The organism is Lysinibacillus sp. Y5S-8 (assembly GCF_036894365.1).
In the GTDB taxonomy this organism is placed as follows: domain Bacteria; phylum Bacillota; class Bacilli; order Bacillales_A; family Planococcaceae; genus Lysinibacillus; species Lysinibacillus fusiformis_D.
In genome coordinates this window covers 1786214-1808885 of record NZ_CP145889.1, presented here as the reverse complement: position 1 = coordinate 1808885, position 22672 = coordinate 1786214, and the positions used below count along the sequence as shown (strand labels likewise).

Sequence of the window (22672 nt, the reverse complement as noted above, 5' to 3'; positions counted from 1 at the left end):
AGCTTTAAAGAAGATATTAGAATAATCCTACCGCATGGCCTTCATTGTCAACATTCATGCGAAGGGCAGCTGGAGTTTTAGGTAGTCCTGGCATAGTCATAATATCGCCTGTCAGACAAACTAGGAAGCCTGCACCAAGCTTTGGAATAACTTCACGAATTGTGATCGTAAAGCCTTCTGGTCGGCCGAGTAAACTTGGTTGGTCGGATAAAGAATACTGTGTTTTCGCCATACAAACTGGCAGAGAGTCCCAGCCGAATTTTTCGATTTGAGCAATTTGTTTTTTGGCTTGATCAGTGAATTGTACATCTTTTCCGCCATATACCTTTTGCACAATCGTACGCACTTTTTCTTCAATGGACTCCGTTACATCATATAAAGGAGAGAAGTTGTTTTCTTCTTCAAGCACAGCTAATACTTGTTCAGCTAGCGCTAATCCGCCTTTCCCGCCCTCTTCCCAGACATTTGTACGGGCAATACGAACTTGATTTTCCTGACACCAGTTCAGAACAGCCTCTAGCTCCGCCTCTGAGTCTGTAATAAAACGATTTAACGCAATAATCGGTTCCACGCCGAATGTACGTACCGTATCAACATGCTTAGCTAAGTTTTCAATTCCTTGTAGCAAGGCATTCACATTTTCGTCAACAAGTGCTGTTTTCGGTACACCACCATGCATTTTTAAGGCACGAATCGTTGCTACGATAACTACTGCACTTGGTTTAAAGCCCGCTTTACGTGCTTTAATATTCATAAATTTTTCAGCACCTAAATCAGAGCCGAAGCCCGCTTCTGTTACCACAATGTCCGCTAGCTTGCGAGCAGTTTGTGTCGCCATAATGGAATTACAGCCGTGGGCAATATTCGCAAATGGACCACCATGTATAATAGCCGGAGTGCCTTCTAATGTTTGGACTAAGTTTGGCTTGAAGGCATCTTTCAATAATAATGTTAAGGCACCTTCTACTTGTAAATCACGTACAAAGACAGGCTCACGCTCAAATGTATAGCCAATCACAATGCTAGCTATGCGTTCGCGTAAATCCTCAATGCTTGTCGCTAAACAGAACACCGCCATAATTTCGGAGGCCACTGTAATATCAAAGCCGTCCTCGCGCGGCATGCCCTGAACAGGACCACCTAATCCTACAACCACTTTACGAAGAGCACGATCATTTAAGTCCATTACACGCTTCCAAATAATACGTCGTGGATCAATGTTTAATGCATTCCCTTGATGGATATGATTATCAATGAATGCGGATAAAGCATTGTTGGCTGTTGTAATCGCATGAAGGTCGCCAGTGAAATGTAAATTAATATCCTCCATTGGTACAACCTGTGCGTAGCCCCCGCCAGTTGCCCCGCCTTTTACGCCCATAACTGGACCCAATGATGGTTCACGTAAAGCGACCATTACTTTCTTATTTAATTGATGAAGAGCATCTGCTAGTCCTACAGTAACCGTCGACTTCCCTTCACCTGCTGGTGTTGGACTAATAGCTGAAACTAGCACAACCTTTGCGTCCTCACCCTGAGCTGTAATTTTTAAAGGATCAATTTTTGCTTTGTAGCGTCCATACTGCTCAAGAGCATCCTCTGGAATACCCGCAGCATTGGCAATTTCCGTAATCGGTTTGATTACTGCTTGACTAGCGATTTCTAAATCTGATAATGGTTGATTTTTCGTTGTCATTTGGCATCCTACTTTCTATGTTGTTCATTTCCATTATAGTCTTAATTGTGAAAAAAAAGAAAGCCAGATACACAAGCATTTCGACAATCAATTGACATCTTTGTTCAATTCATGTATGTTCTAAGAGAAAATGCAATTTTTCACATTTTCTCAATGATAGCACAACTTAGTTAACTTTATTTTACATTCAAGCGCATTGGAGGCGAATGCTTATGCAACAGGGGATCGTAAAGTGGTTCAATAATGAAAAGGGTTATGGCTTTATTGAATGTGATGATGGAGAAGATGTATTTGTACATTTTACGGGCATCCAGGAGGAAGGCTTCCGTACACTTGAAGAAGGTCAGAAGGTGTCATTTGATGTTGTGGAAGGCAATCGAGGACCCCAGGCATCAAATGTTGTAAAATTATAAGCTCCAAAATTGAAAGTGGATGAGGTAGATGAATAGTGCTCAATCCGCTTTTTGACATGTTTGCACATAAAAATCCACTTCAACAATTGAAGTGGATTTTTAATTTATCTATTAATCCAATAAAAAGCACCTGGACAAACTAATGTTTCCTTTGTTCGGTGTGGATCTTTCAATGTTACACCGATTGGGCCTTCTTTTAAATGCCCTAGCGTCATGGTAGATGCTGCCGCCTCCTCATAAAAATCCAAGCGCATATTTGGTAGCTGTAGTGACACAAATTGCTCATGCTGCTCAGAATCGGGTAGCTGTAATACCTTCTGCCAAAGCTGAACCGTCTCCTCCACATCTTTGACAAAAAACTGAATAGATTCCATTGTGATGGCTTGGTTTTCATCGATTGCACCACTAGCTTTTAATTGTGTCAAACGTTCCTCATCTTCATCTGCCCATTCAATTAAGAATGGAAAATCCAATGAAAGATTGGGCATGCCAAAATGCAATAGCTTCCATTCTAGTATCGTGCCATCTGGTCTTGTTCGGCTACAGGCATCGGGACCATATACGTCAAAGCCCATTGCACGCAATCGTTGACCCTCGTCTTCAATATTTTTGGTGCGCAAGGCAATTCGTGAAAATCCTTGGCGCTCACGATCACGTTTAAACGTATAATGTAGGGAATAAGGGTACAAAGCCGCTTGCTCAAATAAATCACGATCATAAATAGCGATTTGTTCAATATAGCTTAAGCCAAAATAGCTTAGCGTATTATAAGTCCCCCACATCGTGTGTTGACCACCGTTCACTGTACGGACATTTCGTTTATTGAAGAAAACCTTTATATTTTCTGGTGATTCTACTTGATGTACCAGATGATCAAAATATAAAGTCATGGCAATTCCCCTTTCTTTCCCCCATTAGCTTTACCTGGATGTTTAATTGATTTAAAATTTACTTAAGAAAAGGAGTTACTATATGGTATGAAAAAAAGTGCAATTTACCTACTAACTCCGTTAACTAATTTATTACTAACTATAAAGAGGTGATTTGAATGACAGATCAAGTAGCTGCTTTTAAATTGGCATTAGGTAACTATCCTACAGGTGTAACGGTTGTGACCGCATGTCATGAAACGAATCCAATTGGCTTAACAGTCAATTCTTTTGCATCTGTTTCCATTGACCCACTACTTATTTTATGGTCACTTGATAAAAAATCTCAGCTCCATTCTTACTTTATGGGTGCAGAAAAATTCGCTGTCAATATTTTAGCGAGTAATCAAGAGCATTTATGTACATTATTTGCAAGTAAAGTCCCGGATCGCTTTGCTCAAGCTAAATGGTCTACTTCTACTTTTGGGCTACCGATTTTACATGATACAGCAGCTATTTTACAATGTAAATCATTTCAGCAAATAGATGCAGGCGATCATACTATTTTTATTGGGCAAGTGCTAGACATTACAAATTCTCAAAAAGAACCCCTTCTCTATCATCGCCGTCATATCGGTCCAATTCCAAAAAGCTTTTATAGCTAATTTCCATAAAAAAAGAGCCACTTGTAAGCAATGGAAACCATGCTTATTGGTGGCCTTTTCACATCGTTCAACTGAAATGATCATTATTTCTTCTGTGGAAATCTCTGCTTTTCAAGCCTATTAATTTGCACAATCACACCATCTTGAATCGTAATATTCACTTCACCAAATTCAAGATTTTGAATTGCCTTAGCAATTGCCTCTAATTTTTTATCATCTACCTTTGCCGATTGAGCCATACGATACACCCCCTCTTTATTCTCCTAGTTGTACAAAAGAGGCCAACGCATCAAACCGATTGATAGCCCCTCCTATCTCTCAGGCACCATCTGTTGGATTTGGCACCTATCTTCTCGGTTGCCGAGGCTTCATGGGGCCAAGTCCCTCCACCTCTCTTGATAAGAGTACTGCGTTTCTTGAAAATAATTCTATAATTCTGTTATCCGAATGTCAATATAAAATATTAGAAAACCTAGCTGAATACTTTGTAATAGCATCCTCTCTGCTACAATTCACTCATAATCCTATCGTATTGTATGCTATGTCAGTCTATCTAACCACAATGGCAAAGAAAAAAACTGTGTAGAAGTATGACCTTCTCCACAGTTCATCACGTTATTCCCCATGCAAACATTCCATTAAAGTTTGTGCTGTCTGTTGCTTGCCCATCATCTTAATTGGTTGCCCCTCAGCAGGCACGATCCAATGAGGCTCATCCCCGCCATATAAAGACTGCGAGCTATTTGCAACCATAAATTGAGCATGCGCTGCTTCCATACGCAGTCTTGCACGAGCGAGTAAAAAATCCTCATCATTTGTAGCTTCTAGCTTAAAGCCCACTAACGTTACATTTGGTTGCCAGCCCTTGATTTGCCCTAATACTTTTGGTGCCTTTTTAAAATGGATAATAGGTGGTTCGTCAGAAGGCATTTTCCCCGCTTCCTCCATTAAATTACCGGATTGATCATAAACCTTGTCAATAACCCAATCGGAGCCAGCAGCAGCCATAATGACAATATCGACTTGTTGTAGCTGAACCGCATGACGTACCTTTTCTCCTAAATCCTCTATACCTTCAAATTTTACCAATGTCATTTTGTCGTGGTTTGCTGGAAGCTGTGCAAAGTAGCCATGCATATATATTACATTCGCACCCTTAGCCAATGCGGCCTCTGCTAAATAACAGCCCATTGTCCCTTTTGATAAATTCGTGTGCCCTCGTACACGATCCCATTTTTCAAGTGTTCCCCCACTTGTAATGAGTACGGTTTTGCCTTGTAATGTCCCCATACACTCACCTATTTTCTACAATATATACAAATTCTATTTTAACGTAATGTAAGGATGTGCTTCAATAGCCACAATCATAGCGTACTATTTTGCTCTTTTAACCAAGCACTTAATATTTCCGCAAATTTCTTAGTAACAGGGGAAGCGTGGTGCTTCATCGCAATTCCAATGGTACGGTAGCCTCCTTGCTTTAGCGGGATTGCTTTTAACGTTGCTGGTAAATGTTGAATGACCAATTGAGGCAAAATACTAATGCCTAAATGATGGGAAATCATTGAAAGAATCCCTACCTCCTCAGAAAGCTCAAAGCGAATATGGGGCTTTACATGATATTGCTCCAACAGTACCTTTACATCATTTGTCCCTTTATAGGAAGTCATGATAAAAGGCATATCTTCTAGGTCAACAATATCAATTTCTGTCTTATGAAATAAAGGGCTTTTATCTGAAACAATACATAATAAAGGGTCTTGTTGTAATTCCATAAATTGATATTGCTCTGATTTTTGACCATTCAAGAATCCTACCTCGACTTCCCCACTTAGCAGCCATTGTTCAATTTCGTAATAATCTCCCTCTCGTAACTCTACTTGTATCCCTGGAAATTGATGATCCATAATACGAACAATTTCTGGCATCCAATTCGAGGAAATACTTGAAATAACGCCAATTCGAACTTTCCCGCGTGTTACACCCAGTATATGGGCCGCTTCCTGCTGCAATAATTCCTGGGCATCCAGGACCTGACGCATCGCCCTTAGCATGGTCTGCCCCTCACTCGTCAGTGTTACACCTGCACGACTTCGATGAATGAGAGCAAAGCCAAATTCTTTTTCTAAACTAGACACGGCATGGCTCACAGCAGACTGTGTTAGTCCTAGTGCATCCGCTGCTTTTGTAAAGCTTGCTACCTCTGCCACCTTTGTTAAAATCTCATATTTAACTAAGCTCATTCGTCATCCCTCTATATACATGAATTTTTTTAATCCTATTCATTATAAACATTCGTTTTACTAATCACAATACAAGATATATAGTAAATTTTAGTATAAAAACTGTTTTAGTACACAGATGGTAGGTGAACATAATGAGTATCCAAGGAAAAGCAAATGTATTGATGGTTATTGTCACAATGTTTTGGGGACTATCTTATACCTTTATGGTCATGGGGCTTGAAACATTGGCAGTTTATAATGTGGTGGCATTGCGTTGTATCATTGCATTTTTCGTAGCAGGACTTATTTTTTATAAACGGATGATCAAAGTAAATGGTAAAACATTAAAATATGCGGCTATTCAAGGATTTTTATTATTCATTGTGTTCGCGTTAAGTTTATTTGGTTTACAGTCTACTTCTGCCTCAAATGCAGGCTTTATTTTAAGCCTAACCGTAGTATTAGTGCCGATTTTCAGCAGTTTCATTGAAAAAAAATTACCATCGAGAGCCGTTAGCTTTGCGGTCATTTGCACGATGATTGGTATTACAGTCTTAACAGCACATGGCTCATTCACCTTCCATAAAGGGGATTTATTAGTAGCCATTGCAGCACTATGCTATTCCATTTATTTACTATTGAATAGCTCATTTACACGAAATGTTGAATCCATTTCATACGGAATTTATCAGCTCGGCTTTGCTGGTATCTATGCCCTTGTCCTAACATTTATATTTGAAACACCGACATTGCCAAATTCAATGTCATCCTGGCTGGCTATTTTAGGGCTCGGTATCATTTGTAGTGCATTTTGCTTTGTTGGGCAAACTGTTGCACAACAGTATACTTCTGCTACACATACAGGACTTATTTTTTCATTAGAACCAATTTTTGCAGCCATGTTTGCCATGATGTTTATTGGTGAAAGTTTAACAGTGAAATTAGTGATTGGCGGTAGCTTTATCCTTATTGGTAATTTAGTGGCTCAATTAGAGCACTTCCATGCATTACGTTTTATTAAAAAAGAAGCACAGGAAAAAGTCATACAATAAAATAGTGTGTCGTGTCACTTCATTTACGAATGAAAAAGGAAGCTGAGAGTTATATCTCAAGCTTCCTTTTCTACTATGTATTGAATTTATAGCATCACTACATGTAAAATAGTTTACTATACAGTCTATTTTTTACAGAAACTAATTGGAGGAGAGTCATCTATGCAAATTCAACCCCGAAATACATCATACTATTTACCAGCTAAGGTCAATCAACCTATTAAAACAGAAAACCTATTGGATTTACTTAAATATGTGGATGACAGTGAAGAGGAAGACGCCAAAAAGAACAAATCGAAAATTGAAATCAGACACGAAAATGGCTATGTGCGTCAATATCTTGTTAAACCAAATGGACAAAGAGTACTCCTGATGGAAACTAAACAAAGCCATGACAATAAAGAAGCTAGCCATTTACATACTATGCCTCATAACCTGTTTAAGCAGCCATTTGAAGAGCCAGCAAATGACCCGATACTTTCGATTTTAAATGCGAAGGATAACATTGCTAAATATAGATATGGGATTTAAAGGAAAACAATGTTAGATAAAATAATAGACAAAGTCGAATAAAACGACTTTGTCTATATTTTAACCAGCAAGCCAGAGCCATATCTCACTGGTTTGATCCTTATAAAAATCTTCTATATTGCTCTGCCTCTATCATACGCTCTTGCTGTTTTAAACGTGCCTCTTGCTCGGCAACTGTCTCAGAATGTGCTTGTAGCGGATCTACATCATCCTCACGTTCCGCATATAAGACGATACTACCTTGCTCCACAAGGTGTGCATAATAAGCGATTTGTCCCTCTGATAGATTAAATCGTTTTAAGCCCTCTGTCACAGCCGAGTCACCTGTAAACCAAGATTTGAATTGGTCCACCCAATTACCAGCCTCATGTGTTTGGACATCAGCATCCCATTTTACATCCTCAAACTGTTCGGAATCTTTCGCAATAATATGAATATCCTCTTGTTGATAACCTTCTAACCGCATACTTTCTAAAATGTGAAGCATTTCATTCCTCGTATGGGCCACCTCAATTTGTGGGTTTTGTTCATTCATCATGTTCAATTCCTCCTAATTTATATGGCTTACTAGATAATTACCCTTGCTGTACACGAGCAAACGCTTTTTACCAAACTGTCATAATTGTTATGAACCCTTAATACATGTTATGTCTTTGACATCAAGCATTAATCGCAGAAAAAAAGCATGCCAGAGTACTTATTATCTCCAACATGCTGTAACTGTCGTTTTTACTTGTCAAGAAAGGCTTTTAACATCCATGTATGCTTTTCAAGAGATTGGTACATAGCGTTAAGTAAATCCTCTGTACGATCGTCCCCTTCTTCTGCTGCTAGCTCCATTGTGGAATTTAATGCTTTCATGAGCTTTTGGAAATCCGAAATTATCGTAGCGACCATTTCCTCAGTCGTCTCATTTCCTGCCGCCTCCTCTACATAGGAAAGCTCTAGATGTTCTTTTAATGTTGCGACTGGCTTGCCATCCTTTGAAAGAATACGCTCTGCAATTTCATCTAAATTCAAGGTTGTTTCATTATACAACTCTTCAAATTTTGCATGCAGTGTAAAGAATGAGTGTCCTGTCACATACCAATGATAATTGTGCAGCTTTGTATAAAGTACAGACCATGTAGCCACTAGCTTATTTAATTGTTTGTTTAAGTTTTGTGTCATAATCACTTTCTCCTCCAATATGTCTTGTTCTAGCCTTTAATATGTGTAACAAATGATGCCGGCTATACATCTATTGTTCCCGCCCGACAATATTTCAAACATGTCTTCGACAAACGATCTTCATTAAGAATATTGCAACTATTCTATGAAATTATTTCACTTTCCGAAATAGTTTCGTTATAATGAAATCACTTACATGTAAAGGGGTGTCTATGAATGGAAGTTTTACCATTACGAAAAGATGTAGCAGTAGAAGAAACTTGGGATTTAACAGATTTATTGAGCCATGATGCTGATTTTGAACCTACTTTAGCACAATTGGTGGAAGACGCACTTAGCTTCGAGCAGCAATACCAAGGAACGATTACAGATGCACAAAAAGTTATTGACGTGCTATCTGCCTTTGAAGAGCTACAAAAAAGGTTTGTTCCGATTGGCACGTATGCCAGCTTAAACCTTGAAACAGATCGTACAAATGATGGAGCGCAAATGCGAGCTGCAAAATTTGCTACAGCTATTGGAAAGGTAAGCAGTGCTCTCTCCTTCGTGCGCAGTGAGTTACTAGCGTTGGATGAAGCCATTTTACAAGAAGCGGCAGCATCAAGCCCTCTTTACAAACGTTATCTAGAGGAACTGTTAAAGCAAAAGCCTCACCAGCTACATCCTGAAGTCGAAAAAGCATTGGCAGCATTTAGTGCTACATTCGATGCACCATATGAAATATACAATATGACGAAATTAGTAGACATGAACTTTGGTCAATTTGAAGCCAATGGTGAAAAGCATCCACTTAGCTTCGTCCTTTACGAAAATGACTGGGAGTTTGAAGCGAATACAGAAATACGCCGCGCTGCCTTTAAAGCCTTTTCAAGCAAGCTACGCGATTACCAGCATACAACAGCACAAGTGTATAACACGCATATTCAGCAGGAAAAAACAATGGCAGACCTACGAGGCTTTAACTCGGTCATTGATTATTTACTCTTTGATCAGGACGTCGATCGTTCGCTCTATAATCGTCAAATTGATTTAATTACGACAGAGCTTGCCCCACATATGCGTCGTTATGCAGCTTTAATTCAAAAAGCCAACGGTATCGATAAAATGACATTTGCAGATTTAAAAATAGCGCTTGATTCTGATTATGATCCAAAATTATCGATGGCTGAGGCGAAAGAATATGTTGAAAAAGCATTAGCTGTTATGGGGGAAGACTATAATCATTTAATGGATAGAGCCTTCAATGAACGTTGGATTGACTATGCACCAAACAAAGGAAAATCTACAGGGGCATTTTGCTCAAGTCCGTATGGTAGCCATCCTTATATTTTAATGTCATGGAACGAACGCATGAATGAAGTCTTTACTCTTATTCATGAGCTTGGTCATGCAGGGCATTTTGCGAATACGCATGAACATCAATCTTATCTGAATAGCCGACCTTCTCTATACTTTATTGAAGCACCATCAACAATGAATGAAATGCTGTTAGCAAATTATTTACTAACACATAACGATGATTTACGTTTTAAACGTTGGGTGATTTCAAATATTGTGTCGAAAACGTATTATCATAACTTTGTCACTCATTTACTAGAAGCAGCCTATCAACGTAAAGTGTATGAATTAATTGATGCTGGTGAAGCTGTTAATGCAACAATTTTAAATCAATTAAAACGCTCTGTGCTAGAAGATTTCTGGGGTGATACAGTTGACATTTCTGAAGGTGCAGAACTTACATGGATGCGTCAACCTCACTATTATATGGGTCTTTACCCATACACATATAGTGCTGGGTTAACCATCTCTACACAAGTGTCTCAACGTATTTTAAAAGAGGGCGACACAGCTGTTGAAGAATGGTTAGCTGTCTTACAGGCTGGTGGCACAAAATCACCAGTAGAGTTAGCACAAATGGCTGGTGTCGATATTACAACAGACCAACCGCTTCGTGATACGATTGCCTATATCGGTCATTTGATTGATGAGCTTGAACGCCTAACTTTGGAAATTGAAGCGGTTCAGCAATAATCTAGCAAGAAAACGGTCCTGCATGTTAAAGGTGCAGATCGTTTTCTTTTTTTAGTTCTAAGTGAAAAAATACGTACATATAATAGAATCAGGGCGTCCCTCTACACTTTTTAGATATTTCAAAATAGACAATCATTTTTCTTCATACAAAAGTACCGTTATTATTAAGAGTACGCAAATTATTTAGCAATATACGATTAACAATTATTAAAGGAAGTGTTCTAATTATGGTAAAACGTAATGATCCATGCCCATGCGGTAGCGGCAAAAAATATAAAAAATGTTGTGAAGGCAAACAGCAAGTAACAGTGGAAACAGTTCAAATCGAAGAATTAGAGCGTGTGCTACAAACTTTTTACTTAGAATATCCCGAACGTAAAGATGTTCGTGCATATATTGAGCATGTCGGCACATGGCAGCCTAAATTAGAGAGTGTGCTACAGCGTGAGCTCATTGAAGCAATCGCTTTAGACGACTTTTTCTTCCATCAAGAGCCATCTATTTGGAAAAGTTACTTAAAGAAAACGAAGAAAAAGGCAGTAAGACCATCTACTGTCAAGGTACTTGAAGACTGGTCTCAGCCGGCTTTATTTATTGGTACGGTGTCTGTTGTTGAGGAAAAATATTTCAAGGCTAATCATTTACTTACGAATGAAGAGCTTTCTATTCGTCGTGAAAATAATAAACCGATTCCTGAAGGTATGCATGTATTTGCCTTTATCTTACCAGATGGAACGAAGAAATCGACACATTATTTAGCTGTGTCTACCCTTATTTTCTTCCCTGAGGATCATGCAAAAGTATTTGAGGAATTTAAAAAAAACTATGAGGCATCCGAGAAGAAGGTAAGCTCATTCTTAAAAGAAGAGCATCTAACATTCTGGGAGCTATTAGTATCGAATGGCTATAAAGGTGAGGAGTTTTCAAACTTCGAAAGCAATGTCCTGACACAAGTAAAAGATTTCTTAGAGCAAAATGAGCGCGAATCAGCTCCGATGCTTGAGCTTTTAGAGGACTATTTAATCGAAGGACAACCGACTGCTCGCAAAGAAGCGGCTATTGCAGCTGGTGCGATTCGTTATGGTCAAGAAAAAGAGCTATTCGAGTCCCTATCCATGACCGTAAAGGAAATTGCTGCAACTTTTGATATTTCTGCTTCGTCTCTGACAAAATATTACCAAGACCTAAGCAGTTATGCTGAAACAAAATAAAAGTAATGATGAAAGAAGCTACATTGACCAGCGGATTGCTAATCAATGTAGCTTTTTCTCATGAGGTTCGTATTTTATTTACTATACACTTTCAAAAGCTCTTCTCCCAAAAACTGTAACTTTTCCCCAACTGAACACGCCTCAATACAGAAACGGTGAGCTCCTGGTTTACCACGTTCTTTACGTAATTGCTTAATCACCAAGCAATCCGCACAATACGTATCATGCAGTTCGTCAATATCCCTCATAACCGTCACTTTATCCATGTTGAGCCCCCGCTCCTCTCACGTCCAAAATTCACTTCTTATTATTATGAAGCGTTCAATTTGAACAAGCAACTATTTTGTTTGTTCCATTTTTTACAGACTATGATTCTGATCCTTGTTGTACAATTATAGAGAAGTCACATTGCAAAGTAGGGATGGTATGTTAGAAGTTTATATAGACGCTGCCAGTGCAGGAAATCCTGGTCCAAGTGGAATCGGGCTATTTATTAAAGGTGAAGGCCATCATATCCAAATTAGTGAGTATATTGGCGAAACAAATAATCATATCGCTGAATTCACTGCATTAGTTCGCGGTCTTGAAGAAGCACAAAAGCTAGGCTCAACACTAGTATCCGTACGCTCGGATTCTAAAATTGTTGTCGCTTCTATGGAAAAAGAATATGTTAAAAACGAGGAATTTAAACCTTATCTTGAAAAAGCTTTAGCGCTAGCCGCTAGCTTTGATTTATTCTTTATTAAATGGGTACCCGACTCACAAAATAAAGCTGCCGATGCTTTGGCTCGAAAAGCAATTCAAAGTAAAAATACTTAATACTATTTCACGGGACTGTCCGTCATGTACAGTCTCGTTTTCTTTTCTCCACTTCTTCCATTGTTCACCATTTCCCCTATTCAAACTTTTTATGAAAATAAGCTTCATTCAAAAAATGCTAGGAAATGCAGCTAATTTTCTGATTAATCCAAAACGATATTGACATTGTTAAATCACGATGATATCCTTTAACACATTAGCAGTTTAGCAAACGAAAGTGATAGATTATAGGGGGAAACAAAATGAAACGAGTATTGACTTTATTCATGATGCTGACAGCTGTGATCGTTTTAGCAGCGTGTGGTACATCGAAAGAAAATGCAGCGAAGAAAGATGAAAAAGCTGCTGATGTAGAAAAAATCATTATTGGAATTGACGATAAATTTGCGCCAATGGGCTTCCGTGATGACAAGAACAACATCGTTGGGTTCGATATCGATTTAGCCCGTGCGGCAGCTGAGCATATGGGCGTCGAAGCAGAATTTCAACCAATCGATTGGAAAACAAAAGAGGCAGAATTACTGAGTGGACGAATTGATTTAATTTGGAACGGTTATACCATTACAGATGAGCGTAAAGAAAAAGTACTATTTACAAAGCCTTATCTTGAAAACGCTCAAGTTGTCATGACAAAAGCAGATTCAAAGATTTCGAAACTAAGTGATTTAGCTGGACAAGAAGTAGGTATTCAATCCCTTTCTTCTGCGGCAGATGCACTAAACGGGCATCCAATTCACAAAGAAGTGAAAAAAATTACAGAGTTTGCGGATAATGTTTTAGCTTTATCCGACTTAAAAACAGGTCGTGTTGATGCCGTTGTTATCGATGCGGTTGTTGCAGAATATTATATGACACAGGAGCCTGATACATTTAAATTATTAGAGGAATCACTTGCACCAGAACAGTATGGAATTGGCGTGAAACCAGGCAATGAGGCCCTACTGGAAAAATTACAAGCCGCATTAGACAAAATGAACGAAGATGGTACAGCTGCTGAAATTTCTACCAAATGGTTCGGTGAAGACAAAGTATTAAAGTAATGACAGGATACATCATTTGTAAGAGTTTCCTTTGTGAAACTCTTACTCTTTTTGGAGGGACATCTTTATGGCGGATTACTGGCAAACTATGATATGGCCGATGCTAGAAGGTGCGAAAACGACAGTGTTACTGTTTTTCATCGCCATTCTGGTTTCGATTCCATTAGGCTTTTTACTAACACTCGCAGTAAAAAGTCGCATTCAACCACTTTCTTGGCTTGCACATACGTATATTTATATCATGCGTGGTACACCACTATTACTACAATTATTATTAATTTGCTTCGGTTTACCTATGCTGCCAGTAATCGGTGAATACTTAGTACTTGATCGTTTTGTGGCCGCTTGCCTTGGCTTTATTTTAAATTATGCTGCCTACTTTGCAGAAATATTCCGTGGCGGTCTTCTTGCCATCGATAAAGGACAATATGAGGCAGCTCAGGTACTTGGCTTATCCAAGTGGCAAACGACGACGCGTGTGATTTTGCCACAAATGTTTCGCGTCGCATTACCCGCATTATCAAATGAATCCGTTACGCTTATTAAGGATACAGCCCTACTCTATGCAGTAGCTGTGCCTGAATTACTTCATTTTGCGCAAACAGCCGTAAATCGTGACTTCACGATTACGCCGTTCTTTATCGCGGGTGCTATTTATTTAATTATGACGCTTGTCTTGACGATGTTCTTTAAATGGCTTGAAAAACGTTTTACATTTGAATAGAGGTGACACATATGGCATTGATGCAAGTAACAAACTTAAAGAAATCTTTTGATCAGGTGGAAGTGCTGAAACAAATTACATTTACAGTGGAGAAAAACGATGTCATTGCTGTCATCGGCCGGTCTGGCTCTGGGAAAAGTACCATGCTTCGCAGCTTAATACATTTAGAAGAAATTGAAGGTGGCAGTATAGTGATTGATGGCGATTTTCTTGTTCAAAACGGTCAGTATGCTAAACCACAGCACATCAAAGCGATAACAGCTAAAATGGGAATGGTCTTTCAACACTTCAATCTGTTTCCCCACTTAACAGTCCAGCAAAACCTCGAAATGGCGCCGAGCTTATTAAAAACAGAATCAGCGGAGGCTATTACGAGCCGCTGTCAGGATTTACTGAAGAAAATTGGACTTGCCGACAAAGCAAAGGCCTATCCTGTCAATCTATCTGGGGGTCAAAAGCAGCGTGTAGCCATTGCCCGTGCCTTGATGATGAATCCTCAAATTTTATTATTTGACGAACCAACCTCTGCCCTAGACCCTGAACTGACAGGAGAAGTCTTAAAGGTCATGAAGAGCTTAGCTGAAGACCAGATGACGATGATTGTCGTCACACATGAAATGGGCTTTGCACGTGAGGTAGCGAACAAAGTCGTCTTTATGGATGATGGTCAGATCATTGAATCCGATCATCCAGACAACTTTTTTACAAACCCACAAAACGACCGCACCAAGACATTTTTACAGAAGAACCTTCATTAGTTGAAGGAGAGCTGGCTCATGTCGCTCTCTTTTTTATACAGGTCAAGACGTACGTCGATATAAAGAAAAGGAATAGGACACGCATGTATCCTATTCCTTTATGACATTATTCATTTGGAAATTTCGGTAGATAAATCATGACCTTAAATAAATCGCCATCTACTTGAACTAAGAACTTGCCGTTCTGGATGTGAATAAGGCTTTCAGCAATCGATAACCCTAATCCGCTACCTTGACTTGATCTCGATTCATCTCCTCGTTTAAAACGTTCCATTAGCTCATCGACTGAGATATTTAATTCGTATGCTGAAATATTTTTAAATGTCACAAGTATTTCATTCCCTAAATCTTCAACACTAATATATACCCTTGATGTAGGCAGTGCATATTTAAAAATATTCGAGAATAGGTTTTCGATGGAACGCCATAGAAGTTTACCATCAGCCTTCACATACACTTTTTCTGTTGGATGGGCTAACTTAAAATCTAATGACGAGGCTTCAATTTTTTCATCCATTTCTCCGATTCCTTGTGTTAGTAATGATACGATATCAATTCGCTCTAACTGGACAGGTATACTACCACTTGATGCTTTAGCAGCTTCAAATAAATCATCCGTTAAGTGCTGGAGTCTTTTTGATTTTTGATCTAACACGTCCACATATTCAGCAATCATTTCAGGATCGTTTTCTAATTTTAATAAATCGACATACGTAATAATTGATGTTAAAGGCGTTCTGATATCATGCGAAACATTCGTAATAAGCTCTGTTTTTAAACGCTCACTCTTGATTTCACTATCCACTGCCTTTTTTAACCCATCTGTAATACGATTAATATTTTCTGCAAGTTGACTAAACTCCCCTTTTCCGTCAACTTCAATTCGATGATGAAGATCCCCATTCTTAATTTGCTCTACGCCCTCTTTAATGAGATTAAATGACTCCACCTTTCGCATCGCCAACCAGGCAGCTATACCTATCGTAATGGGAAACATGAAAAATGTTGCCGCCACAACTAATGGATAGCCAATGACTAGTAGCACAATTTTCACGCCTGTACTACCACTGTCAAAAACATGTTTCACCCAAATAAATAGCTTTTTGAAAACTTGATAGAGAAGTGTATGCTGAAATAACGATCTATTTTTAATATGCTTTACGAGCGATAAAATCAATAGTAAGGCAATGATAAAAATAGGCACGGTGAAGAACATGTACATATCATGGAACACTTCAACAATCATGGTGATCCACATCGCTGTTAAGCAACCAACTAGCACAATATTGAAATCATTATAGAGTTTATCAATGACATGGAAATGAATTTCTTTATCTTTAAATGACCTTCTTCCAATAACTATGATTAAATACACAAAAGATAAAATAAACCCTGCTAGAAATACCATAAATTCATTCAGAAAGCTTTGGGCAGTCGCTTTATCTTTTTCCCATTCCGACATTTTTTGTTGTAGGTAAGAATCTTTAAACGCTACATACATAACATCTGTCTGTGGGTTCAACATGTCAGCTTCATGTGTAAAGTAATCCAAGTATTGACTTTCTTTCACTTCATTCGGATAAAGCTTTTGTTGATAATTTTCAAATAACATATAGGCATCAAAAGATTCAAATTGCTCTTTCTTATTGAGATCACTATTGGAGAACTCATGTTCACCGTCACTCGCATAAAACACAATTCCTTCATAGGCTTCTAACATACTGCGTAATCGATAAAAATTTCTTACCTGTTCATTCATACTTTTATCTTTTATTCTAGCAATGTCATTTGCATATATTTCTTGATAGTTATGCTTATTTTCCTCTTCACTCAAATTCGAATTATATCTATAAGAATTACGGAAATCATAATATAACTCTTCTTCGATTCTTCTATTATCCTCTTCTACTAGTGTCTTATCACTTAAAATATATTCTTCACTTTTGTATTTTCCGATTAATTGCGCTAAAGGAGCAATAATGCTGTAACTTTCATCTGCGAATGCTCGACTTTCAAAATAGTTATCTTGATTTATACTACTAAGATGAATCTCATTAAATTCCATGTTAATCATTACTCTCGCTATACCAGTTAAACAAGCGACAGCAATTAGAAACACAACTACTTTCGTAATAAGTGCATGACTAATACTTCTCAACTTTCTCAACCTTATACCCAACTCCCCATACAACTTTTAAATACTTCGGCTCTTTTGGATTAATTTCAATTTTTTCTCGAATCTTTCGAATATGAACCGAAACCGTATTTTCAGGATTAATAGCCCTAACATTCCATACCTTTTCATAAATCTCTTCTATTGTGAACACCCTACCAGCATTGGCTGTCAGAAGCTTTAAGATTTTATATTGCACTGGTGTCAAATGAACCTCTTGTTTATCAACAGTAATGACTTTTTGTTCATCATCAATCACAAGCCCGCCCGTTTGAAATACAGCACTACTCATCTCGAGACTTCCAAACGTCGTATACCTTCTTAGCTGCGATTTCACTCTAGCCACAAGTTCTAATGGATTAAACGGCTTGGCCATATAATCATCTGCTCCGATATTTAATCCGAGTATTTTGTCATAATCCTCCGACTTAGCAGAAAGCATAATTAACGGAATCATATTATCTTGCCGAATCTTCATCGTCGCCGTAATCCCATCCATTTTTGGCATCATAATATCCATAATAATGAGGTGAATAACGTGATCCCGAATAAGATCGATTGCCTCTATACCATTGTAAGCTTTGAATACTTGATAGCCCTCATTTTCTAAATAAATGCTAATCGCCCTAACAATTTCTTTATCATCATCACAAATCAAAATGTTCAACTACATTCACTCCTCCACCGCTTTAGGTTCATGTCATCACCCCTATAGGATTCGTATAAGGATATAATACTAATTAAATCTTAACAAACTCCGACATCAATTCTTAAGATTTTCTTAGTGTTTTTCTCTATGCATTCTTTATGCTAAATACAAAAGCTTGAAATTAAAAATTTAGTTAAGCTAAATAAATAAGAATATAAAAATGGAGAGCATGCTTGAGCGGCTCTCCTTTAATCGTCTAATATATAATTGCTATCATGAATCCAATAACAGTACTTCGGTTTGAGAAATCGATTAGAATTTATGACAATTGTCAACATTGTTAAAGGTAAGTAAAACAAAAAGTAGTTTTCGTTAGATTTAAAAAAGGACAAAAAGTAATACTTATTTTGAAAAAGGGCTCATTAAAACTTTTTATAGATCGTATCTTTCTTATAAATGAACAAAATTTATTTTAATGAGGCTGGGACAATTATAAAAACAGTTGGGCACAACCCCAACTGTTTGACTATATATGCACTACTTTTTTCGGTTTCATCTTTGCAAGGCGTAATAGATAAATAATAAAGACAACCCCCAGTAAGCCTGCACCCGATAAATAGACAGAAGCATAGCCTGCCTGTACAGCTACCATTCCTAAAATATACGAACCTAGTGCGATACCAAGGTCAAACATTGTAAAATAGGTTGCTGTTGCATAGCCGCTTCGTTGAATGGTAGTGGATTGGACTGCTAATGCTTGCAAGCTAGTCGTAACAGCTCCATAGCCAAAGCCTATAAAAATAGCAGCACTTAAAAATAACGTTGGTCCTTCAACAAATGCTAGCATGACTAGACCGATGGCAAAGGAAATAATGCCAGGAATAATGACAAATTGCGGTCCCTTCGTATCGTAAAGTTTTCCTGTATATGGACGTGTAATGAGCATTGCCGCTGCAAATACTGCATAAAAGAGACTAGCTACAGCCATTAAATCCTTTTGCTGTGCATAGACCGATAAAAAGGATAGCACACTGGCATACGAAAAAGCGACGAGGCTGGCAATTGCTGCAACAGGAAGCGCCTTACGCTCAAATAAATCATTCAATTTAAAAGTTAGTTTTCCTTCATGCACTGGCTTCGGTAAATCATCTGTATTGACCGTTAATGCTAAAATCCCTCCTGCTAGAATACATATACTCATGACTATGAATAAGACATTAAAGGTACTATATTGAATTAATAATAAGCCGATAAATGGTCCAATGACGACAGCTAGATTCGTAGACATCGTAAAGTAGCCTAACCCTGCCCCTTTTCGTTTAGCAGGAACGATATCAGCCGCTAAAGATCCAGCAGCTGTTGTGATAATACTAAAGAAAATCCCTTGAATAAAACGAAGACCAAGTAAAAGTCCAAAAGGATGAATAAATAAATATAAAACGGTACAGATAAAATAGCCCACTATAGATAGGACTAACAGTTTTTTCTTGCCAAAAACATCTAATAACTTACCTGAAAACGGGCGTACAATAATAGCTGACAATAAAAAGCCTGACAATAATAAGCCCGCTTCCTTATCTGTCTGATGTAGTTCACCAATCGCATAGAGTGGCAAAGTCGTTACAAGTCCATAAAAAACAAAAAATACAGAGATATTCGTTAAAAAGAGGCTAATGAAACGCTTCGTCCATATTTGTGTATTTTCTTCTTGCTGCATGTCCATCAACCTTTCATTTTTTCCAATAACTTCAGAAACTGCTGCTGCTCCTCAACAGTTAAAGAGCCAACCATTTCTTCCTCAAATGCTAATATGGTTACTGTGATCGCTGGTAAGCGCTCCTCCCCTAAAGCGGAAAGGGTCACAATTTTTTCTCGCTTATCCTCTCCATCCAATCGTTGGACCCAGCCCAATGTTTCTAGTCGTGTAATAGCTCTTGTAATACTGGGCGCTTCCACATTTAAATATTTCCAAATTTGTGTTAAGGTCATTGGCCCGTTTTTATGTAAGCAATATAAAATGGCCCATTGGGAGCTATATAAATGATGCTGCTTTAATACTTCATTTAAGCAGTTCGTTAAATACCGACTTTTTTGGAATAAAGCATGAAATATTGGATTCATATTGTTTACCTCCTGCGAATTTATTTACCTAGTTAAATAAATACTATACGCTTCATTTTTTCCTTTGTAAAGCAAGGAATTTGGAAAGGTAGCCCTACTGTAAGCAGGAAATTTTTTGCAAGTGTCGAATAAAACTTAGTAGATTTACAATGTAAAGGAGATGGAAGCATGGGGAAAAAGGTTTTAATACTCGCAGGAGATGCAGTAGAGGCTTTAGAGATTTTTTATCCTTATTATCGTTGTCTTGAAGCAGGGTATGATGTCACAATTGCAGCACCATCCGCTAAGAAATTACAAACCGTATTACACGACTTTGTAGAGGGCGTCGATACATATATCGAGCGTCCTGCCTATGGATTAGAGGCCCACTCTGCTTTTGCTGCTATTGATCCAACACAATTCGACGGGCTCATTATTCCTGGTGGACGTGCACCTGAATACATTCGTTTGAATGAGCATGTCCCAGCACTAGTAAGCCACTTCTTTGAAACGAATAAACCGATTGCAGCCGTTTGTCATGCAGCGCAAATTTTCGCGACCATTCCTGAAGTGCTAAAAGGGCGTGAGCTAACAGCCTATATTGCCTGCAAGCCTGAGGTGCAGGTGGCAGGAGCAACTTACATTGATGCCAACCTTCACACAGACGGTAATTTAATAAGTGGGCATGCATGGCCTGATTTACCAGGCTTAATGCGTGCATTTATTCAAAAACTAGAAGGTTAAAGAACAAGGATGCCTAAAATAGGGCATCCTTACAGACTGTAGACAAACTCGATGAATTTTGAGTTTGCCTACAGTCTTTTTTCTTTTACAATGAAATAAAGTAAAGCCGTTGATTTCCACTACGGGCGGACGCTTTCCGCGGGCGGGGTCGAGCTGCTTCCCTCGCTTCGCTCAGTCCAGGATCTCGACTTTCCCGCTTTTCCCGCAGGAGTCGCCGCCCTTCGTTCCAATCAACTTCTACATAAAGTACTCTATCTACATAGGGTGTTGAAAAGTAAACTTTTGAGGTGATGAAGCATGATGACGAAGAATCAAACCAATGAACGTGAACAATTAGAAATGTTAACGATTGATCAATTAGTTCCCAACGATCATTTAGTGAGAAAACTGGAGGCTGCTATTGATTTTTCATTTATCTATCCTTTAGTAGAAAATCTTTATTCACCTAATGGGCGTCCTAGTATTGATCCTGTCGTTCTCTTCAAAATGACGTTTATTCAATATGTTTTTGGCATTCGCTCCATGCGTCAAACGATCAAAGAAATTGAAACGAATATGGCGTATCGCTGGTTTTTAGGATTTGGCTTCCATACAGAAGTCCCGCATTTCTCTACCTTCGGTAAAAATTATGCCCGTCGCTTTCAAGACACCGATATATTTGAACAGATATTCTATCGTATATTAAAAGAGATTATGCATCAGGGACTCCTCCATGCAGACCATCTATTTATTGATTCCACGCATGTGAAAGCGAGTGCGAATAAACGGAAGTATGATAAAAAGGTCGTGCGAAAAGAAACACGAGCTTATGAAGAGAAGCTTCAATTAGAGTTAAATATGGACCGTGAAGAACACGGAAAAAAGCCCTTTCCCCCGGAGAAGTTTGAAAAGGAAGAATGGAAAGAAATAAAGGAAAGCACGACAGATCCTGAAAGTGGGTATTACGTGAAGGATGAACGTACGAAGCAGTTTGCATATTCCTTTCATGCAGCCACAGATGAAAAAGGCTTTGTCTTAGGTGCCATTGTGACTCCGGGAAATGTGCACGATAGCCATGTATTGCAGCCACTTGTTGAAAGGGTCATTCAAAACGTTCAAAAACCAATCGCCGTTGCGGCAGATGCAGCCTATAAAACACCAGCGATTACGAACTTTTTGTTAGAGAATCAAATGTTGCCTGTTCTTCCATATACACGTCCTAAAACGAAAGATGGATTCTTCCGAAAGCACGAGTATACATATGACGAGCACTATAATTGTTATCTTTGCCCACAAGGGCAGATATTGAAGTATGCGACAACGACGAAGGAAGGATATCGCCAATATAAATCGAATCCTTTGATTTGTGCGAAGTGTCCAAGCCTTTCCCAATGTACAGAAAGTAAGCATCATCAAAAACTCATTCAACGCCATATTTGGGAGTCGTATGTGGAGGAAGCTGAACATTTACGCCATTCCTATGACATCAAACAGATTTATGCAAAGCGCAAAGAAACGATTGAGCGTGTCTTTGCCGATGCAAAAGAAAAGCATGGTATGCGATGGACAACCTTAAGAGGTCTAAAAAAATTGTCCATGCAGGCGATGCTTACTTTTGCTGCCATGAATTTAAAGAAACTGGCTACTTGGACGTGGCAAGTAGCTTAAGAGAGCAACTATGCTCGAAGAGTATGTTGGAATCGGCAGTGATTTACTAAATATTGAAAATGAAAGCGAAAGAAAAATGACAAAAGCCATCGAGAGTGAACTTCTCGATGGGCTTTTGTCTACAGTCTGCAAGGATGCCTAAAATAGGGCATCCT

At 38.5% G+C, this 22672-nt stretch carries 25 protein-coding genes and 1 riboswitch; of the genes, 13 read left to right on the top strand and 12 right to left on the bottom strand.

The window, feature by feature from the left end; genetic code table 11:
• Nucleotides 1–16 precede the first annotated feature (16 nt).
• The gene (locus V6670_RS08520) at nucleotides 17–1696 is read right to left on the bottom strand and encodes a formate--tetrahydrofolate ligase (protein ID WP_141903012.1); all 1680 of its coding nucleotides are present in this window, start codon (nucleotides 1694–1696) and stop codon (nucleotides 17–19) included.
• Nucleotides 1697–1908: 212 nt separating this feature from the next.
• Here V6670_RS08520 and V6670_RS08515 point away from each other — a divergent pair, with 212 nt between their 5' ends.
• Complete coding sequence (locus V6670_RS08515; RefSeq protein WP_004269397.1) at nucleotides 1909–2109, top strand: cold-shock protein; 201 nt, start codon at nucleotides 1909–1911, stop codon at nucleotides 2107–2109.
• 104 nt (nucleotides 2110–2213) lie between these two features.
• On the opposite strand, the gene V6670_RS08510 is transcribed toward V6670_RS08515, so the two are convergent.
• Nucleotides 2214–2999 (bottom strand): VOC family protein, encoded by a 786-nt coding sequence (locus tag V6670_RS08510; RefSeq protein WP_338653593.1) that lies wholly within the window; start codon nucleotides 2997–2999, stop codon nucleotides 2214–2216.
• Between the two features lie 158 nt (nucleotides 3000–3157).
• Between V6670_RS08510 and V6670_RS08505 the strand changes: the two genes are divergently transcribed.
• Complete coding sequence (locus V6670_RS08505) at nucleotides 3158–3643, top strand: flavin reductase family protein (protein ID WP_036123007.1); 486 nt, start codon at nucleotides 3158–3160, stop codon at nucleotides 3641–3643.
• 83 nt (nucleotides 3644–3726) lie between these two features.
• Here the strand turns inward: V6670_RS08505 and V6670_RS08500 are convergent, their stop codons facing one another.
• From V6670_RS08500 to V6670_RS08490, 3 genes are all read right to left on the bottom strand, one after another.
• Complete coding sequence (locus V6670_RS08500; protein WP_080717081.1) at nucleotides 3727–3882, bottom strand: YezD family protein; 156 nt, start codon at nucleotides 3880–3882, stop codon at nucleotides 3727–3729.
• A gap of 69 nt (nucleotides 3883–3951) precedes the next feature.
• A riboswitch (SAM riboswitch) is annotated at nucleotides 3952–4048 on the bottom strand.
• Between the two features lie 210 nt (nucleotides 4049–4258).
• Nucleotides 4259–4933 carry a phosphopantothenoylcysteine decarboxylase gene (locus V6670_RS08495; RefSeq protein WP_338653592.1) on the bottom strand — a complete coding sequence of 225 codons (675 nt, stop codon included), beginning with the start codon at nucleotides 4931–4933 and terminating at the stop codon, nucleotides 4259–4261.
• A gap of 74 nt (nucleotides 4934–5007) precedes the next feature.
• A complete protein-coding gene (locus V6670_RS08490; RefSeq protein WP_141903009.1) occupies nucleotides 5008–5886 on the bottom strand; it encodes a LysR family transcriptional regulator in 879 nt (292 codons plus the stop codon).
• A gap of 134 nt (nucleotides 5887–6020) precedes the next feature.
• On the opposite strand from V6670_RS08490, the gene V6670_RS08485 reads away from it, so the two are divergent.
• Nucleotides 6021–6920, top strand: a complete 900-nt coding sequence (locus tag V6670_RS08485; protein WP_036122999.1) for a DMT family transporter — start codon at nucleotides 6021–6023, stop codon at nucleotides 6918–6920.
• Between the two features lie 162 nt (nucleotides 6921–7082).
• Entirely contained in the window at nucleotides 7083–7451 is a 369-nt protein-coding gene (locus V6670_RS08480; RefSeq protein ID WP_338653590.1) for a hypothetical protein, read from the top strand.
• Between the two features lie 100 nt (nucleotides 7452–7551).
• Here V6670_RS08480 and V6670_RS08475 read toward each other — a convergent pair whose 3' ends face one another.
• Both V6670_RS08475 and V6670_RS08470 read right to left on the bottom strand, forming a co-directional pair.
• On the bottom strand, nucleotides 7552–7989 hold the full coding sequence (locus tag V6670_RS08475) for a general stress protein (RefSeq protein WP_141903007.1): 438 nt from the start codon (nucleotides 7987–7989) through the stop codon (nucleotides 7552–7554).
• A gap of 191 nt (nucleotides 7990–8180) precedes the next feature.
• Nucleotides 8181–8621: a DNA starvation/stationary phase protection protein gene (locus tag V6670_RS08470; RefSeq protein ID WP_058844685.1), complete on the bottom strand. Its 441-nt coding sequence runs from the start codon at nucleotides 8619–8621 to the stop codon at nucleotides 8181–8183.
• 216 nt (nucleotides 8622–8837) lie between these two features.
• On the opposite strand from V6670_RS08470, the gene pepF reads away from it, so the two are divergent.
• Nucleotides 8838–10652: an oligoendopeptidase F gene (gene pepF / locus V6670_RS08465; RefSeq protein ID WP_338653587.1), complete on the top strand. Its 1815-nt coding sequence runs from the start codon at nucleotides 8838–8840 to the stop codon at nucleotides 10650–10652.
• Nucleotides 10653–10879: 227 nt separating this feature from the next.
• Nucleotides 10880–11863, top strand: coding sequence for an SEC-C domain-containing protein (locus tag V6670_RS08460; protein WP_058844684.1), 984 nt, complete (start codon nucleotides 10880–10882; stop codon nucleotides 11861–11863).
• A gap of 74 nt (nucleotides 11864–11937) precedes the next feature.
• Here the strand turns inward: V6670_RS08460 and V6670_RS08455 are convergent, their stop codons facing one another.
• The gene (locus V6670_RS08455; RefSeq protein WP_036127782.1) at nucleotides 11938–12129 is read right to left on the bottom strand and encodes a zinc-finger domain-containing protein; all 192 of its coding nucleotides are present in this window, start codon (nucleotides 12127–12129) and stop codon (nucleotides 11938–11940) included.
• Between the two features lie 160 nt (nucleotides 12130–12289).
• Between V6670_RS08455 and V6670_RS08450 the strand changes: the two genes are divergently transcribed.
• The 4 genes from V6670_RS08450 (at nucleotide 12290) to V6670_RS08435 (ending at nucleotide 15204) form a co-directional block, all read left to right on the top strand.
• Nucleotides 12290–12682, top strand: coding sequence for a ribonuclease HI family protein (locus V6670_RS08450; RefSeq protein ID WP_338653585.1), 393 nt, complete (start codon nucleotides 12290–12292; stop codon nucleotides 12680–12682).
• Between the two features lie 242 nt (nucleotides 12683–12924).
• A complete protein-coding gene (locus V6670_RS08445; protein ID WP_141903004.1) occupies nucleotides 12925–13722 on the top strand; it encodes an amino acid ABC transporter substrate-binding protein in 798 nt (265 codons plus the stop codon).
• 67 nt (nucleotides 13723–13789) lie between these two features.
• A complete protein-coding gene (locus V6670_RS08440; protein WP_141903003.1) occupies nucleotides 13790–14446 on the top strand; it encodes an amino acid ABC transporter permease in 657 nt (218 codons plus the stop codon).
• An 11-nt stretch (nucleotides 14447–14457) separates the two neighbouring features.
• Nucleotides 14458–15204 carry an amino acid ABC transporter ATP-binding protein gene (locus tag V6670_RS08435; RefSeq protein WP_338653583.1) on the top strand — a complete coding sequence of 249 codons (747 nt, stop codon included), beginning with the start codon at nucleotides 14458–14460 and terminating at the stop codon, nucleotides 15202–15204.
• A 106-nt stretch (nucleotides 15205–15310) separates the two neighbouring features.
• On the opposite strand, the gene V6670_RS08430 is transcribed toward V6670_RS08435, so the two are convergent.
• The 4 genes from V6670_RS08430 to V6670_RS08415 form a co-directional block, all read right to left on the bottom strand.
• Nucleotides 15311–17362 carry a HAMP domain-containing sensor histidine kinase gene (locus V6670_RS08430; protein WP_338653582.1) on the bottom strand — a complete coding sequence of 684 codons (2052 nt, stop codon included), beginning with the start codon at nucleotides 17360–17362 and terminating at the stop codon, nucleotides 15311–15313.
• Nucleotides 17349–18044, bottom strand: coding sequence for a response regulator transcription factor (locus V6670_RS08425; protein WP_141903000.1), 696 nt, complete (start codon nucleotides 18042–18044; stop codon nucleotides 17349–17351). Before V6670_RS08425 ends, V6670_RS08430 begins: the two co-directional genes overlap by 14 nt.
• 508 nt (nucleotides 18045–18552) lie before the next feature.
• Nucleotides 18553–19749: an MFS transporter gene (locus V6670_RS08420; protein WP_338653581.1), complete on the bottom strand. Its 1197-nt coding sequence runs from the start codon at nucleotides 19747–19749 to the stop codon at nucleotides 18553–18555.
• Complete coding sequence (locus tag V6670_RS08415; RefSeq protein ID WP_036118202.1) at nucleotides 19749–20147, bottom strand: MarR family transcriptional regulator; 399 nt, start codon at nucleotides 20145–20147, stop codon at nucleotides 19749–19751. The genes V6670_RS08420 and V6670_RS08415 overlap by 1 nt, the downstream gene beginning before the upstream one ends.
• Nucleotides 20148–20315: 168 nt before the next feature.
• Here V6670_RS08415 and V6670_RS08410 point away from each other — a divergent pair, with 168 nt between their 5' ends.
• The 3 genes from V6670_RS08410 to V6670_RS08400 all read left to right on the top strand — a co-directional run bounded on the left by V6670_RS08410 (nucleotide 20316) and on the right by V6670_RS08400 (nucleotide 22659).
• Complete coding sequence (locus tag V6670_RS08410) at nucleotides 20316–20870, top strand: DJ-1/PfpI family protein (protein ID WP_141902999.1); 555 nt, start codon at nucleotides 20316–20318, stop codon at nucleotides 20868–20870.
• 297 nt (nucleotides 20871–21167) lie between these two features.
• Nucleotides 21168–22517 (top strand): IS1182-like element ISBsp5 family transposase, encoded by a 1350-nt coding sequence (locus V6670_RS08405; RefSeq protein WP_338651864.1) that lies wholly within the window; start codon nucleotides 21168–21170, stop codon nucleotides 22515–22517.
• 10 nt (nucleotides 22518–22527) lie between these two features.
• Entirely contained in the window at nucleotides 22528–22659 is a 132-nt protein-coding gene (locus V6670_RS08400) for a hypothetical protein (RefSeq protein ID WP_338653580.1), read from the top strand.
• Nucleotides 22660–22672: the final 13 nt, after the last annotated feature.

Bases quoted from the DNA above. Each gene is read 5' to 3' on its own strand.
- V6670_RS08520 (WP_141903012.1), bottom strand. From the start codon at position 1,696: ATGACAACGAAAAATCAACCATTATCAGATTTAGAAATCGCTAGTCAA.
- V6670_RS08515 (WP_004269397.1), top strand. From the start codon at position 1,909: ATGCAACAGGGGATCGTAAAGTGGTTCAATAATGAAAAGGGTTATGGC.
- V6670_RS08510 (WP_338653593.1), bottom strand. From the start codon at position 2,999: ATGACTTTATATTTTGATCATCTGGTACATCAAGTAGAATCACCAGAA.
- V6670_RS08505 (WP_036123007.1), top strand. From the start codon at position 3,158: ATGACAGATCAAGTAGCTGCTTTTAAATTGGCATTAGGTAACTATCCT.
- V6670_RS08500 (WP_080717081.1), bottom strand. From the start codon at position 3,882: ATGGCTCAATCGGCAAAGGTAGATGATAAAAAATTAGAGGCAATTGCT.
- V6670_RS08495 (WP_338653592.1), bottom strand. From the start codon at position 4,933: ATGGGGACATTACAAGGCAAAACCGTACTCATTACAAGTGGGGGAACA.
- V6670_RS08490 (WP_141903009.1), bottom strand. From the start codon at position 5,886: ATGAGCTTAGTTAAATATGAGATTTTAACAAAGGTGGCAGAGGTAGCA.
- V6670_RS08485 (WP_036122999.1), top strand. From the start codon at position 6,021: ATGAGTATCCAAGGAAAAGCAAATGTATTGATGGTTATTGTCACAATG.
- V6670_RS08480 (WP_338653590.1), top strand. From the start codon at position 7,083: ATGCAAATTCAACCCCGAAATACATCATACTATTTACCAGCTAAGGTC.
- V6670_RS08475 (WP_141903007.1), bottom strand. From the start codon at position 7,989: ATGATGAATGAACAAAACCCACAAATTGAGGTGGCCCATACGAGGAAT.
- V6670_RS08470 (WP_058844685.1), bottom strand. From the start codon at position 8,621: ATGACACAAAACTTAAACAAACAATTAAATAAGCTAGTGGCTACATGG.
- pepF (WP_338653587.1), top strand. From the start codon at position 8,838: ATGGAAGTTTTACCATTACGAAAAGATGTAGCAGTAGAAGAAACTTGG.
- V6670_RS08460 (WP_058844684.1), top strand. From the start codon at position 10,880: ATGGTAAAACGTAATGATCCATGCCCATGCGGTAGCGGCAAAAAATAT.
- V6670_RS08455 (WP_036127782.1), bottom strand. From the start codon at position 12,129: ATGGATAAAGTGACGGTTATGAGGGATATTGACGAACTGCATGATACG.
- V6670_RS08450 (WP_338653585.1), top strand. From the start codon at position 12,290: ATGTTAGAAGTTTATATAGACGCTGCCAGTGCAGGAAATCCTGGTCCA.
- V6670_RS08445 (WP_141903004.1), top strand. From the start codon at position 12,925: ATGAAACGAGTATTGACTTTATTCATGATGCTGACAGCTGTGATCGTT.
- V6670_RS08440 (WP_141903003.1), top strand. From the start codon at position 13,790: ATGGCGGATTACTGGCAAACTATGATATGGCCGATGCTAGAAGGTGCG.
- V6670_RS08435 (WP_338653583.1), top strand. From the start codon at position 14,458: ATGGCATTGATGCAAGTAACAAACTTAAAGAAATCTTTTGATCAGGTG.
- V6670_RS08420 (WP_338653581.1), bottom strand. From the start codon at position 19,749: ATGGACATGCAGCAAGAAGAAAATACACAAATATGGACGAAGCGTTTC.
- V6670_RS08415 (WP_036118202.1), bottom strand. From the start codon at position 20,147: ATGAATCCAATATTTCATGCTTTATTCCAAAAAAGTCGGTATTTAACG.
- V6670_RS08410 (WP_141902999.1), top strand. From the start codon at position 20,316: ATGGGGAAAAAGGTTTTAATACTCGCAGGAGATGCAGTAGAGGCTTTA.
- V6670_RS08405 (WP_338651864.1), top strand. From the start codon at position 21,168: ATGATGACGAAGAATCAAACCAATGAACGTGAACAATTAGAAATGTTA.
- V6670_RS08400 (WP_338653580.1), top strand. From the start codon at position 22,528: ATGCTCGAAGAGTATGTTGGAATCGGCAGTGATTTACTAAATATTGAA.